Below are 12,672 nucleotides of genomic sequence, written 5' to 3' on the forward strand. Positions count from 1 at the left end.
GACAACCTGAAGTTCACGGTCGAACTCATCGCGCCCATTGCGATGGAAGACGGCCTGCGCTTCGCCATCCGCGAAGGCGGCCGCACCGTCGGCGCAGGCGTCGTCAGCAAAATCCTCGAGTGATCATATACTCCGGGTTCGAAGAGGGAGGCCGGGTGGTCCGGCCTCCCTCCTATCAACTCCAACGCCGCGAAAGGCTAAGACAATGCAAAGCCAAAATATTCGCATTCGGCTAAAGGCATTCGATTACCGCGTACTGGATGCCAGCACGCAGGAAATCGTCAACACCGCAAAGCGCACCGGCGCTGATGTGCGTGGCCCGATCCCGCTGCCGAACAAGATTGAGAAATTCACCGTTCTGCGTGGTCCCCACGTGAACAAGAAATCCCGCGATCAGTTCGAGATCCGCACGCACAAGCGTCTTCTCGACATCGTGGACCCGACCCCGCAAACCGTGGACGCGCTTATGAAGCTCGACCTCGCGGCGGGTGTCGATGTTCAGATTTCGGTGTAAGGAGGGCAGTGGATCATGTTGCGCTCTGGTGTAATCGCAAAGAAAGTCGGTATGACCCGGCTTTTCATGGAAGACGGTAAACAGGTTCCTGTCACCGTTCTTCAATTGGACAAACTTCAGGTCGTCGCTCAGCGCACGCCCGAGGATCATGGGTATTCGGCGGTTCAGCTGGGCTCCGGATCGATCAAGGCGAAGCGTGTTTCAAAGGCCATGCGTGGGCATTTCTCGGTCGCTAAGGTCGAGCCCAAGCGCAAGGTCGCGGAATTCCGCGTCGCGCCTGAAAACCTGATCAATGTCGGTGAAGAAATCACGGCGGACCATTATTTCGAAGGTCAGTTCGTGGACGTCTCGGGCACGTCGATCGGTAAAGGTTTTGCCGGTGCCATGAAGCGGCACAATTTCGGCGGCTTGCGGGCCACGCACGGTGTGTCGATCTCGCACCGCTCGCACGGCTCCACCGGGCAGTGTCAGGATCCTGGCAAGGTCTTCAAAGGCAAGAAAATGGCCGGTCACATGGGGGCTGCGAAGGTGACGACGCAGAACCTTCAGGTGGTCAAGACCGACGCGGACCGTGGCCTGATCATGATCAAGGGCGCGGTTCCGGGCTCCAAGGGTGGCTGGGTGACGATCAAGGATGCGGTCAAGAAGCCGTTCCCCGAGAACGCGATCCTGCCCGCGGCCCTGAGATCGGCCGCCGAGGAAGCCGCGAAAGCCGCTGAGGAAGCCGCCGCACAGGCCGCAGCCGAAGAAGAAGCCGCAGCCAAGGCCGCAGCCGAAGAACAGGCCGCAGCCGAGGCCGAGGCCCTCAAAGAAGCGGAGGCCGAAATCGAGGCCGAGAAGAAGGAAGGCGAAGAATGAAACTCGACGTGATCAAACTGGACGGCGGCAAGGCCGGCTCGGTCGATCTGGGCGAAGACATCTTCGGCCTGGACCCGCGCGCGGACATCCTGCACCGTGTCGTCCGCTGGCAGCGCAACAAGGCGCAGCAGGGGACGCACAAGGTCAAGACCCGCTCGGAAGTGAGCTACTCGACCAAGAAGATCTATCGCCAGAAGGGCACCGGCGGCGCACGCCACGGCGCGCGGTCGGCCCCGATTTTCCGCAAGGGTGGTATCTACAAGGGCCCCGTACCGCGCAGCCATGCGCATGATCTGCCTAAAAAGGTTCGTATGCTTGGTCTCAAGCACGCGCTCAGCGCCAAGGCGAAAGCCGGTGAGCTGGTCGTGATCGACACGGCCGAAGCGGAGGGCAAGACCGCCGCATTGGCCAAGCAGGTCAGGGATCTGGGCTGGAAACGTGCCCTGGTGATCGACGGTGCCGCGGTGAACGAAGGCTTCGCCAAGGCCGCACGCAACATCGAGGGGCTCGATGTGCTGCCGTCGGTGGGCGCAAATGTCTATGACATCCTCAAGCGCGATACGCTCGTGCTGACCAAGGCGGGTGTCGAAGCACTGGAGGCTCGACTGAAATGAGCGCGAAGGCAGAACATTACGATGTGATCCGCAAGCCGGTGATCACCGAGAAGGCGACCATGGCGTCCGAGAACGGCGCGGTTGTGTTCGAGGTCTCGATCGACGCGGCCAAGCCCCAGATCAAAGAGGCCATTGAGGCGCTCTTTGGTGTGAAGGTGAAAGCGGTGAACACGACGATCACCAAAGGCAAGACCAAGCGTTTCCGTGGCCAACCCGGCAAGCGGAAAGACGTGAAGAAAGCCTATGTGACGCTCGAAGAGGGCAACACGATCGACGTGACCACGGGTCTGTGACCCGAGGTGGGGTGAAACCCCACCCTACGGAATGAAACCCCCGGCTGCCGAAAGGTAGTCGGGGTTTTTTTCGTTCTGGTCTCGTCGGGGACTGCGCAGTGGCAAGGGCGACACCTGCCGCTTGAACTCCATAGGGATTTGGCCTGGGATAAAGTGCCCCGAACCAGCGTTGAACCGCCCCCGCGGGCGTCGTTCACGCGGCTTGGGGGCTTTGTTTCTGCCCACATTTACACTGGGACGTCGTCATAGCCGCGCTTCGTGCTGGTCTTGGCGTCCTTGACCGTGTCGCCCGTGGCCTCGGTCATGATGTCATACATCCGCTGCGCCTCGGAGGTGTATTGCTCCACAGCCTTGCGGAAAGATTCCGATTGCAGTTGCACCAGATCGGCCGGGTTCTGGCAGTGCAGCAGCGCCTGCTGAGTCTCGAAATCGTTCTGTAGACGTTCAGAGATGAAGCGGGTGCTTTCGGCCATGATGTCGAGCCAGAGCGTGGCCGCCGGGTGCCCGATCGCCATAGCGGAGGTGAAGGCCGTGGTGTCGGTTTTGGGGGCGGTTTTCTTTGCGGATTTTGTCATGATCTTTCTCCCTTGTCCGGGCTGATCGTGGGCCCGCTTGATGTCGCGTGCGTTCTCGCTGTCTTGTTGTTCCAGAAGCGTAGTTTAAACAGGTTCGGTGGGGTCGGCCTTGATCTGTGTCTAATGGTGGCGCGATAGGCGTGTTTGGGGCGCGATTGTGTGTCCACCCCCTTGACCGCACCCGCCACCTCCCCTATCAGACCCCATCCGCAAGGCCCCGGATTCGTCCGGGGCTTCGCTGTTGTTCGCAAGAACAAAGAGTCGGGCACCTTCGGGGGCCTATAACGATGGTGGGTTGAAAACTCACCCTACATAGGAGGAATTGGTTTCACCAATCCCTTCGTTTGCTAAACGGAAGACAGAAAGCATGGCACTCAAGTCGTATAAGCCAACGACGCCGGGCCAGCGCGGGCTGGTGCTGATCGACCGTTCGGAGCTCTGGAAAGGACGCCCCGTCAAATCCCTCACCGAGGGTCTGACGAAATCGGGTGGCCGGAACAATACCGGACGTATCACATCACGCCGACGCGGTGGTGGGGCGAAACGCCTTTACCGGATCGTTGATTTCAAACGCAACAAGTTTGACGTGGCGGCCACGGTCGTTCGCATCGAATATGATCCGAACCGGACCGCGTTCATCGCGCTGTTGCAATACGAGGACGGCGAAAAGTCGTATATCCTCGCGCCTCAGCGCCTCGCCATCGGCGACAGGATTTACTCGGGCAACAAGGTCGACATCAAGCCGGGCAACTGCATGCCATTTGCCGGCATGCCGATCGGCACGATCGTTCACAACATCGAGCTCAAGCCCGGTAAGGGTGGTCAGATCGCACGCGCCGCGGGCACATATGCTCAATTCGTCGGCCGCGATGGTGGCTATGCTCAGATCCGTCTGTCTTCGGGCGAGCTGCGCATGGTGCGCCAAGAGTGCAAGGCGACCGTCGGTGCCGTTAGCAACCCCGACAACAGCAACCAGAATTACGGCAAAGCCGGCCGCATGCGTCACAAGGGCATCCGCCCGAGCGTCCGCGGCGTGGTCATGAACCCCATCGATCACCCCCATGGCGGTGGTGAAGGTCGGACCTCGGGTGGCCGTCACCCGGTCACGCCTTGGGGCAAGCCGACAAAGGGTGCGCGCACCCGTAACAAGAACAAGGCGTCGCAGAAGCTTATCATCCGCTCGCGTCACGCCAAGAAGAAGGGCCGCTAACACATGGCACGTTCTGTATGGAAAGGCCCCTTCGTCGATGCCTACGTCCTGAAAAAGGCCGAGGCAGCGCGCGAGTCGGGCCGCAACGAAGTCATCAAAATCTGGTCGCGCCGTTCGACCATCCTGCCCCAGTTCGTGGGCCTGACGTTCGGCGTTTACAATGGTCACAAGCATGTTCCCGTCAACGTGAGCGAGGACATGATCGGTCAGAAGTTCGGTGAGTATTCGCCGACGCGCACCTATTACGGGCATGCGGCCGACAAAAAAGCGAAGCGGAAGTAAGTCATGGGCAAGGAAAAGAACCCCCGCCGCGTGGCAGACAACGAAGCAATGGCGAAATTGCGCATGCTTCGCACCAGCCCGCAAAAACTCAATCTGGTTGCGGCGATGATCCGTGGCAAGAAGGTGGACAAGGCGCTCAACGACCTCACCTTTAGCCAAAAGCGTATCGCGGCAGACGTGAAGAAGTGCCTTCAGTCGGCCATCGCCAACGCTGAAAACAACCATAACCTTGATGTGGACGAGCTTATCGTCGCCGAGGCCTATGTCGGCAAGAACCTTGTCATGAAGCGCGGACGCCCGCGTGCCCGTGGCCGGTTTGGCGCGTTGCGCAAGCCGTTCTCGGAACTGACAATCAAGGTGCGTGAAGTTGAGGAGCAAGCCTAATGGGTAACAAAGTCAATCCGATTGGCATGCGCCTGCAGGTGAACCGCACCTGGGACAGCCGCTGGTATGCCAACACCAAGGACTACGGCAATCTTCTGCTTGAGGATATCGCGATCCGCGAGTTCATCGAGAAAGAGTGCAAGCAAGCCGGCATCAGCCGCGTGATCATCGAGCGTCCGCACAAAAAGTGCCGCGTCACGGTGCACACTGCGCGTCCCGGCGTGATCATCGGCAAAAAAGGCGCCGATATCGAAGGTTTGCGCAAGAAGCTGGCCAATATCACCGACAGCGAACTGCATCTCAATATCGTTGAAGTGCGCAAGCCTGAGCTGGATGCGGCCCTTGTGGGTGACAGCATCGCACAACAGCTTGAGCGTCGTGTGTCCTTCCGCCGTGCGATGAAGCGCGCCGTGCAGAACGCCATGCGCATGGGGGCCCTTGGTATCCGGGTCACCGTGTCCGGTCGTCTTGGCGGGGCCGAGATCGCCCGGACCGAATGGTATCGTGAAGGCCGGGTTCCGCTGCATACGCTGCGCGCGGACATCGACTATGCGAACTCCGAAGCCATGACGCCCTACGGCATCATCGGCATCAAGGTATGGATCTTCAAGGGTGAGATCATGGAGCACGATCCCGGTGCCCGTGATCGCAAGGCCCAAGAGCTCCAGGATGGTCCCGCGCCCCGTGGCGCCGGCGGCCGTCGCTAAGGAGGACTGGATATGCTGCAACCGAAGCGTACAAAATTCCGCAAGATGCACAAAGGCCGGATCAAGGGCGAAGCCAAGGGCGGCTCTGATCTCAACTTTGGGTCTTTCGGTCTGAAAGCCACCCAGCCCGAGCGTGTCACCGCCCGGCAGATCGAGGCCGCACGCCGTGCCATGACGCGTCACATGAAGCGTCAGGGCCGCGTCTGGATCCGTATCTTCCCGGACACCCCGGTAACCGCGAAGCCCATCGAAGTACGTATGGGTAAAGGTAAGGGATCGGTCGATCGTTGGGCCTGCAAGGTCAAACCGGGCCGTGTGATGTTCGAGATCGACGGCGTCAGCGAAGGCATCGCGATGGAGGCCCTGCGCCTTGCCGCGATGAAGCTTCCGATCAAGACACGGGTCGTCGTTCGCGAGGACTGGTAATCGGTGGGGTGAAACCCCACCCTACGGTTTGCCCCCGTGCGAGCGATCGCGCGGGGGCTTTCGTTTGAGCGCTACCAGCAAGCCCGTTGCAACGGGCCTCTATCGCGGCGTCCAAGCCGCGTGTGAAGCGCCTTGCAAGACGCTTGGCCATGCCGCCTGCAAGCGGCCTGCACGGTGAATTTGCCTCTCGCCTCGGGGCAGAGGCTGCGCTAGGAACGGGGCATGTCCCAGATCCGCTCCCTCTTCGTGACCCGCCTTTACCGTGCCGCCCTCAACGAGCACGCGCCCACCATCGACGCCGCCGAGCTTGAGGCGTCTTGTTATTCCATCGCCGAGGATGACGAGGCAGGGCAAGCGTGGTGCGAAACCGAGGGTTATCCCGGCTATACCTCCTATGCGTCGCTGACCGATCTGCCTTGGCGGTTTCCCATCTTTGCCGATCTGGTGAGGGTGCTCGATGCGCATGTGGCGGCCTTTGCCGAGGATCTCGAGTTCGATCTTGATGGGCGGGACCTGAAGCTAGAAGATATCTGGATCAATATCCTTCCTGAAGGTGGCACCCATGGCAGCCATATTCACCCGCATTCGGTGATATCCGGGACCACATATGTCTCCATGCCCGGTGGCGCCAGCGCGCTCAAGCTCGAAGATCCGCGGTCGTCCCGGATGATGGCGGCTCCAGCCCGCAAGAAGGGCGCGCGCGAGGAGCTGCGGACGTTTGTTTATGCGACACCCAAGGTGGGTGATGTCTTGCTCTGGGAATCCTGGCTGCGCCACGAGGTGCCCATGAACATGTCCGAAGACGACCGGATTTCGGTCAGCTTCAACTACGCGTGGGAATGATCGACGTTCTTTCTGATCTCGGGCTCAAGACTCGCGTGTTTTGCAAACAAGCCGGTTAAACCCCAAGTACAACACATATTAAAAATTATATATGTTTTAGGGTTCACACCTACGCTCGAATGAATAGATTGTCATCATGGGAGGAGGAGCAAATTTATGTCTAACGAAACAACATTGAAAAACCTCAATACCGCGCTGCAAATGGAACTGACGGCAGCCCATCAATACCAATTGCATGGGCATCTTCTGGATGATTGGGGGCTCGACAAGCTTGCCACCCAAATGCGTGGTGAATTTGAAGAAGAGAACGGCCACGCCGACCGTTTTCTTGAACGTATTTTCAGCTTGGGCGGTTCGCCGGAAATGGCGTTCGCCGCAACGCCGAAAGTTTCAAAATCCCTTCGCGACATGTTCGAAAGCGATCTGGTCGACGAAAAAGAGGCGATCAAATTCTATACCCGAGCCGCCAAAGCCGCATATGAAGCAGATGACTTGGCCTCGAAGGCGTTGTTTGAAACCATCGCGATCGAAGAAGAAGGGCACCGCGAATGGCTTGAGCTACAGCTAAGCCTGCTGGATCGCTTGGGCGAAGAGCGGTATTCCTCCAAATACGTCTCGGCAGGCGATACCGAAGGCGAATAATGGCCCTTCGCAGGGTAAGGCGTAGTTTACGGTAAACTCCCCCTTGCCCTAACTCCCCACCTCGCTTATAGAGCGCCAATCCATGGGTTCCCCGCGTTGCGGGGATTCGTGTTTTGCAATTCATCCACCGGGCTACCGCGTGACCCTGAGCCGAAATCAGGGGCCGGCCGGTGTTTTGAGAAAGGAATAGGCGATGAACGCCAGTGAACTGCGTGAAAAGACGCCGGACCAGCTTCGCGAGGAGCTGTCCAACCTCAAGAAAGAGCACTTCAACCTGCGCTTTCAGGCCGCGACCGGCCAGCTGGAAAACCCGGCCCGGATGCGTCAGGCCCGTCGTGACGCCGCGCGCGTCAAGACAATCCTCAATGAAAAAGCCCACGCCGCAGCCGAGTAAGGAGCGAGAGACATGCCCAAACGTATCCTTCAAGGCCGCGTGACCAGCGACGCCAACGAACAGACCGTCACCGTTTCGGTCGAACGCCGTTTCAAGCACCCTGTGCTTCAGAAAACCATCCGTAAGTCCAAGAAATACCGGGCTCACGATGAACAGAATACCTACAAAGTAGGTGACAAGGTCCGCATCATCGAATGCGCACCCAAATCCAAGACGAAACGCTGGGAGGTTCTGGAGGCGTAAGCCCTCAGAGCCTTTCAGTTTGATCGAAACCATGGGGCCAACGACACGCAAGTGCGACCCCAAAGGTCAGGAGAAACCAAATGATCCAGATGCAGACCAATCTGGATGTTGCTGACAACTCCGGCGCCCGCCGGGTTCAGTGCATCAAGGTCCTGGGTGGTTCCAAGCGTAAATACGCGTCCGTGGGCGACATCATCGTCGTCTCGGTCAAGGAAGCCATCCCGCGCGGCCGCGTAAAGAAGGGCGATGTCCGCAAGGCCGTCGTCGTGCGCACCGCCAAAGAAGTTCGCCGTGAAGACGGCACCGCCATCCGTTTCGACCGCAATGCCGCCGTCATCCTGAATAACGCAGGTGAACCGCTCGGCACGCGGATTTTCGGCCCGGTGGTGCGCGAATTGCGCGCCAAGAACTTCATGAAGATCATCTCGCTCGCCCCGGAGGTGCTGTGACATGGCTGCCAAACTGAAAAAAGGCGATAAAGTCGTCGTTCTTGCCGGCAAGGACAAGGGCAAGGAAGGCACAATCTCATCCGTCGATCCCAAGGCTGGAAAGGCCGTTGTGGACGGCGTGAACATGGTTGTTCGTCACACCCGCCAGAGCCAAACGAGTCAGGGTGGGCGCATCCCGAAGGCGATGCCAATCGACCTGAGCAACCTTGCACTGCTTGATGCCAACGGCAAACCCACGCGCGTTGGCTTTAAAATCGACGGCGAAAAGAAAGTCCGTTTCGCCAAGACCACGGGGGACGTGATCGATGCTTGATACCGAAACCTATACCCCGCGTCTGCGCGAGGCATTTCGCGAAACCGTTCGCCCCGCGCTCAAGGAAGAGTTCGGCTATAAGAACGACATGCAGATCCCGCGTCTGGACAAGATCGTCCTCAACATCGGCTGTGGCCGTGAGGCGGTGAAGGACAGCAAGAAGGCCAAATCGGCTGTTGAGGATCTGACGCTCATCGCTGGCCAGCGCGCCGTGATGACCGTTGCGAAAAACTCGATCGCTGGCTTTCGCGTTCGTGATGGCATGCCCATGGGCGCCAAGGTCACGCTGCGCGGCGACCGGATGTATGATTTCCTCGACAGGCTGATCACAATCGCTTTGCCCCGTGTCCGCGACTTCCGCGGCGTTTCGGGCAAAAGCTTTGACGGTCGCGGAAATTATGCCATGGGCCTCAAAGAGCACATGGTTTTCCCCGAGATCAACTTCGACAACATCGATGAATCCTGGGGCATGGACATCGTTATCACAACCACGGCTCAGACTGATGCCGAAGCCAAGGCGCTGTTGAAGCATTTCAACATGCCCTTCACTAGCTGATGCCGCGGGAGGATTTGAAAAATGGCTAAGAAAGCAATGATCGAACGCGAGAAGAAGCGTCAGAAACTGGTGGAAAAATATGCCGCCAAGCGCGCCGCGTTGAAAGAGATCATCTCTGATGAGAGCAAGCCGATGGAGGAGCGTTTCCGCGCGTCTCTCAAGCTTGCGCAACTGCCGCGCAACAGCTCGGCAACCCGGCTGCATAACCGCTGCCAGCTCACCGGGCGTCCGCACGCCTACTACCGTAAACTCAAGATCAGCCGGATCGCTCTGCGCGACCTCGGTTCCGCCGGGCAACTGCCCGGTGTGGTCAAGTCGAGCTGGTAAGGAGGGTACGAGATGAACGATCCAATCGGCGATATGCTCACCCGTCTCCGCAATGCGGGGATGCGTGGCAAATCCACCGTCATGGTTCCAGCGTCGAAAATGCGTGTACGCGTTCTCGATGTTCTGGCGGACGAAGGCTATATCCGTGGCTACGAAGAAGCCCCGGGCAAGAACGGCCACCCGGCCCTCGAAGTCAGCCTGAAGTATTTCGAAGGCGCTCCTGTCATTCGCGAAATGAAGCGGGTCTCCAAACCCGGTCGTCGCGTCTATATGGGCGTTAAGGACATTCCCACGGTTCGTCAGGGCCTGGGCGTGTCGATTGTCTCCACCCCGAAGGGTGTGATGTCGGATGCAGCCGCGCGCGCAGCCAATGTTGGCGGCGAAGTGCTCTGCACGGTATTCTGAGGAGGCCCAGATTATGTCTCGTATCGGAAAACAGCCCGTGGCCCTTCCCGATGGCGTTTCGGCCAGTGTATCTGGCCAGACCATCGAAGTGAAAGGCCCCAAGGACAGCAAGTCCTTCACCGCCACCGACGATGTCACAATCGAAGTGGCCGACGGTTCGATCACTGTGACGCCGCGCGGCAAGTCCAAGCGCGCCCGTCAGCAGTGGGGAATGACCCGCACCGTCGTGGCCAACATGGTCCATGGGGCGAATGAAACGTTCAAGAAAGAGCTGGAAATTCGCGGTGTTGGGTATCGGGCACAGCTTCAGGGCAACGTCCTGAAACTGAACCTCGGGCTTAGCCACGATGTCGATTTTCAAATTCCGGAAGGTGTGACTGTCACCGTGCCGAAGCCGACGGAACTGACCGTCGAAGGCACGGACAAGCAGCTCGTCGGTCAGGTTGCGGCCAACATCCGCGACTGGCGGCGGCCCGAGCCCTACAAGGGCAAAGGCATCCGCTACAAGGACGAGTATATCTTCCAGAAGGAAGGCAAGAAGAAGTAAGGACGCGAAAAGATGGCAAACAGCAAACTACAACTGTTTCAGAAACGCCGCCTGCGCGTTCGAAGCAAGCTTCGTAAGGTCAATTCCGGGCGTCCGCGCCTGAGCGTTCACCGTTCCAACAAGAATATCAGTGTTCAGCTGATTGACGATGTGAACGGTGTCACTCTCGCGGCGGCCTCGAGCCTTGAGAAGGATCTTGGGGTTGTCGGCAAGAACAATGCCGAAGCCGCGACCAAGGTGGGCACGGCAATCGCCGAGCGCGCCAAAAAGGCCGGTGTGACCGAGGCACAGTTCGACCGTGGTGGATTCCTCTTCCACGGCAATATCGAGGCTCTGGCCGATGCCGCCCGCGAGGGTGGTCTGAAAATCTGAAGGTGCAGGCGGCCTTTCGGGGCCGCCTCGATGATCCGGGGGCGCATAATCTGCCCACTGGGATCGAGAGTAGACCGGGGCCAATGTGCGCCTCGACTGGAAAGGAAGCCGAATGGCAAGAGATGATAACCGCCGGGGTGGTCGCGATCGCGATGAAACCCCAGAATTCGCTGATCGCCTTGTTGCGATCAATCGCGTCAGCAAAACCGTCAAGGGTGGTAAGCGTTTCGGCTTCGCCGCGCTTGTCGTGGTTGGCGATCAGAAAGGCCGCGTCGGCTTTGGCAAGGGTAAGGCCAAGGAGGTCCCCGAGGCCATCCGCAAGGCCACCGAGCAGGCCAAGCGTCAGATGATCCGTGTGCCGCTGCGCGAAGGCCGCACGCTGCACCATGACATGCAGGGCCGTCATGGCGCCGGCAAGGTTGTGATGCGCACCGCGCCCACCGGGACCGGTATCATCGCAGGTGGTCCGATGCGGGCTGTCTTCGAGATGCTGGGTGTTCAGGACGTGGTGGCGAAATCCGTCGGGTCGCAAAACCCCTACAACATGATCCGCGCCACGCTGAACGGTCTTCAGAAAGAAACCAGCCCGCGCATGGTCGCACAACGTCGTGGCAAGAAGGTCGCTGATATCCTGCGTAAGGATGACGCACCCCAAGCCAGCCCGCCGGACGCTCCGGTCGACATGGCCTCGCCGAGCTAAGGAGACGGAACCATGGCAAAAACCATTATCGTCAAGCAGGTGGGTTCACCGATCCGCCGCCCCGCCAAGCAGCGTCAGACGCTGATCGGCCTCGGCCTCAACAAGATGCACAAGACAAGCGAGCTTGAGGATACCCCCTCGGTTCGCGGCATGATCCGCAAGATCCCGCATCTGGTTCAGGTCGTCGAAGAAAAAGGTTGAGGGTCAGCCTCGACTTGAAAATGAGTGCGCCCCGGTCAGCGATGTCCGGGGCGTTTCGCGTCTTGTGGGCAGCTGGGTGACGCGGCCCTCAAAGCGCTTCTTTTCCGCCGTCCAAGGCACCCACGAAAGACAGCGCAATGGTGGTATTCGACCGGTCCGCTAAGATGTGATAATCTCTCATCTGAGTTCGAGGCTGGTCCAAGCGTCAGCGGGGCTTGATCCACCTATCCATCCCGTCTATACGCGCCCGGTGGCCCGGCACGGGCGACTCGAAAAATCAAGAAACGCCGCGGTTGGCCCATACGCTTCGGGGGTCACATCCGGCAAAGGAGAAGCGACATGAAACTCAATGAATTGCGCGACAATCCCGGCGCAACCCAAAAGAAAAAGCGCGTTGGCCGCGGCCCTGGTTCGGGCATGGGCAAAACCGCCGGCCGCGGGATCAAAGGTCAGAAATCCCGCTCGGGTGTGGCGATCAAGGGCTACGAGGGTGGCCAGATGCCACTCTACCAACGTCTGCCCAAGCGCGGCTTCAACAAGCCGAACCGCAAGAAATACGCGGTGGTCAACCTTGGTATGATCCAGAAATTCGTGGATGCCGAGAAACTTGACGCCAAAGGCACGATCAACGAAGAATCACTGATCGAGGCGGGCCTCGTGCGCCGCAAACTCGATGGGGTGCGTGTTCTGGCCAAAGGCGACGTGACCGCCAAGCTGACTCTGGAAGTCTCCGGGGCTTCGAAATCCGCGGTCGACGCGGTCGAGAAGGCGGGCGGCTCACTCAAGGTCACTTCCGCGCAGGCGGCCGAATAAGAGG

Annotated in this window: 24 protein-coding genes and 1 pseudogene; 24 read left to right on the forward strand and 1 reads right to left on the reverse strand. The window is 59.3% G+C overall.

Features of this window, described 5'->3' with window-relative positions; all coding sequences use genetic code 11:
* The 5 genes and pseudogenes from tuf to V8359_RS00025 all read left to right on the forward strand — a co-directional run.
* A pseudogene (tuf, locus tag V8359_RS00005) lies at positions 1-123 on the forward strand (elongation factor Tu); the annotation flags it as partial.
* An 82-nt stretch (positions 124-205) separates the two neighbouring features.
* On the forward strand, positions 206-514 hold the full coding sequence (gene rpsJ, locus V8359_RS00010; RefSeq protein ID WP_057795293.1) for a 30S ribosomal protein S10: 309 nt from the start codon (positions 206-208) through the stop codon (positions 512-514).
* Positions 515-529: 15 nt separating this feature from the next.
* Entirely contained in the window at positions 530-1,372 is an 843-nt protein-coding gene (rplC, locus tag V8359_RS00015; RefSeq protein ID WP_336426643.1) for a 50S ribosomal protein L3, read from the forward strand.
* Positions 1,369-1,986 (forward strand): 50S ribosomal protein L4, encoded by a 618-nt coding sequence (gene rplD, locus V8359_RS00020; protein ID WP_336426644.1) that lies wholly within the window; start codon positions 1,369-1,371, stop codon positions 1,984-1,986. Before rplC ends, rplD begins: the two co-directional genes overlap by 4 nt.
* Entirely contained in the window at positions 1,983-2,279 is a 297-nt protein-coding gene (locus tag V8359_RS00025; protein WP_336426645.1) for a 50S ribosomal protein L23, read from the forward strand. Before rplD ends, V8359_RS00025 begins: the two co-directional genes overlap by 4 nt.
* A 227-nt stretch (positions 2,280-2,506) precedes the next feature.
* Here V8359_RS00025 and V8359_RS00030 read toward each other — a convergent pair whose 3' ends face one another.
* Positions 2,507-2,854, reverse strand: coding sequence for a phasin family protein (locus V8359_RS00030; RefSeq protein ID WP_336426646.1), 348 nt, complete (start codon positions 2,852-2,854; stop codon positions 2,507-2,509).
* Between the two features lie 367 nt (positions 2,855-3,221).
* Here V8359_RS00030 and rplB point away from each other — a divergent pair, with 367 nt between their 5' ends.
* The 19 genes from rplB to rplO all read left to right on the forward strand — a co-directional run bounded on the left by rplB (position 3,222) and on the right by rplO (position 12,668).
* Entirely contained in the window at positions 3,222-4,064 is an 843-nt protein-coding gene (gene rplB, locus V8359_RS00035; RefSeq protein WP_336426647.1) for a 50S ribosomal protein L2, read from the forward strand.
* Between the two features lie 3 nt (positions 4,065-4,067).
* Positions 4,068-4,346, forward strand: coding sequence for a 30S ribosomal protein S19 (gene rpsS, locus V8359_RS00040; RefSeq protein ID WP_216336671.1), 279 nt, complete (start codon positions 4,068-4,070; stop codon positions 4,344-4,346).
* A gap of 3 nt (positions 4,347-4,349) precedes the next feature.
* On the forward strand, positions 4,350-4,730 hold the full coding sequence (gene rplV, locus V8359_RS00045; protein WP_336426648.1) for a 50S ribosomal protein L22: 381 nt from the start codon (positions 4,350-4,352) through the stop codon (positions 4,728-4,730).
* Positions 4,730-5,437: a 30S ribosomal protein S3 gene (gene rpsC, locus V8359_RS00050; RefSeq protein WP_336426649.1), complete on the forward strand. Its 708-nt coding sequence runs from the start codon at positions 4,730-4,732 to the stop codon at positions 5,435-5,437. Before rplV ends, rpsC begins: the two co-directional genes overlap by 1 nt.
* 12 nt (positions 5,438-5,449) lie before the next feature.
* Positions 5,450-5,863 carry a 50S ribosomal protein L16 gene (rplP, locus tag V8359_RS00055; protein ID WP_336426650.1) on the forward strand — a complete coding sequence of 138 codons (414 nt, stop codon included), beginning with the start codon at positions 5,450-5,452 and terminating at the stop codon, positions 5,861-5,863.
* A gap of 222 nt (positions 5,864-6,085) precedes the next feature.
* A complete protein-coding gene (locus V8359_RS00060; protein ID WP_336426651.1) occupies positions 6,086-6,706 on the forward strand; it encodes a 2OG-Fe(II) oxygenase family protein in 621 nt (206 codons plus the stop codon).
* A 156-nt stretch (positions 6,707-6,862) separates the two neighbouring features.
* Positions 6,863-7,348 (forward strand): bacterioferritin, encoded by a 486-nt coding sequence (locus tag V8359_RS00065; RefSeq protein WP_336426652.1) that lies wholly within the window; start codon positions 6,863-6,865, stop codon positions 7,346-7,348.
* Positions 7,349-7,541: 193 nt separating this feature from the next.
* The gene (gene rpmC / locus V8359_RS00070; RefSeq protein WP_336426653.1) at positions 7,542-7,742 is read left to right on the forward strand and encodes a 50S ribosomal protein L29; all 201 of its coding nucleotides are present in this window, start codon (positions 7,542-7,544) and stop codon (positions 7,740-7,742) included.
* Positions 7,743-7,754: 12 nt separating this feature from the next.
* Positions 7,755-7,985, forward strand: a complete 231-nt coding sequence (gene rpsQ, locus V8359_RS00075; RefSeq protein WP_336426654.1) for a 30S ribosomal protein S17 — start codon at positions 7,755-7,757, stop codon at positions 7,983-7,985.
* An 80-nt stretch (positions 7,986-8,065) separates the two neighbouring features.
* Positions 8,066-8,434, forward strand: coding sequence for a 50S ribosomal protein L14 (gene rplN / locus V8359_RS00080; RefSeq protein ID WP_336426655.1), 369 nt, complete (start codon positions 8,066-8,068; stop codon positions 8,432-8,434).
* A 1-nt stretch (position 8,435) separates the two neighbouring features.
* On the forward strand, positions 8,436-8,747 hold the full coding sequence (rplX, locus tag V8359_RS00085; protein WP_336426656.1) for a 50S ribosomal protein L24: 312 nt from the start codon (positions 8,436-8,438) through the stop codon (positions 8,745-8,747).
* A complete protein-coding gene (gene rplE, locus V8359_RS00090) occupies positions 8,740-9,303 on the forward strand; it encodes a 50S ribosomal protein L5 (protein ID WP_336426657.1) in 564 nt (187 codons plus the stop codon). Before rplX ends, rplE begins: the two co-directional genes overlap by 8 nt.
* A gap of 21 nt (positions 9,304-9,324) precedes the next feature.
* Entirely contained in the window at positions 9,325-9,630 is a 306-nt protein-coding gene (gene rpsN / locus V8359_RS00095) for a 30S ribosomal protein S14 (RefSeq protein ID WP_336426658.1), read from the forward strand.
* A gap of 12 nt (positions 9,631-9,642) precedes the next feature.
* Positions 9,643-10,035, forward strand: coding sequence for a 30S ribosomal protein S8 (rpsH, locus tag V8359_RS00100; protein ID WP_336426659.1), 393 nt, complete (start codon positions 9,643-9,645; stop codon positions 10,033-10,035).
* Between the two features lie 13 nt (positions 10,036-10,048).
* Complete coding sequence (gene rplF, locus V8359_RS00105) at positions 10,049-10,582, forward strand: 50S ribosomal protein L6 (protein ID WP_336426660.1); 534 nt, start codon at positions 10,049-10,051, stop codon at positions 10,580-10,582.
* A gap of 12 nt (positions 10,583-10,594) precedes the next feature.
* Complete coding sequence (gene rplR / locus V8359_RS00110; protein WP_336426661.1) at positions 10,595-10,954, forward strand: 50S ribosomal protein L18; 360 nt, start codon at positions 10,595-10,597, stop codon at positions 10,952-10,954.
* Positions 10,955-11,066: 112 nt separating this feature from the next.
* Entirely contained in the window at positions 11,067-11,654 is a 588-nt protein-coding gene (rpsE, locus tag V8359_RS00115) for a 30S ribosomal protein S5 (RefSeq protein WP_336426662.1), read from the forward strand.
* A gap of 12 nt (positions 11,655-11,666) precedes the next feature.
* On the forward strand, positions 11,667-11,855 hold the full coding sequence (gene rpmD / locus V8359_RS00120) for a 50S ribosomal protein L30 (protein WP_336426663.1): 189 nt from the start codon (positions 11,667-11,669) through the stop codon (positions 11,853-11,855).
* Between the two features lie 339 nt (positions 11,856-12,194).
* Entirely contained in the window at positions 12,195-12,668 is a 474-nt protein-coding gene (gene rplO, locus V8359_RS00125) for a 50S ribosomal protein L15 (RefSeq protein ID WP_336426664.1), read from the forward strand.
* Positions 12,669-12,672: the final 4 nt, after the last annotated feature.

This window comes from Roseovarius sp. E0-M6, from assembly GCF_037083845.1.
GTDB lineage: Bacteria > Pseudomonadota > Alphaproteobacteria > Rhodobacterales > Rhodobacteraceae > Roseovarius.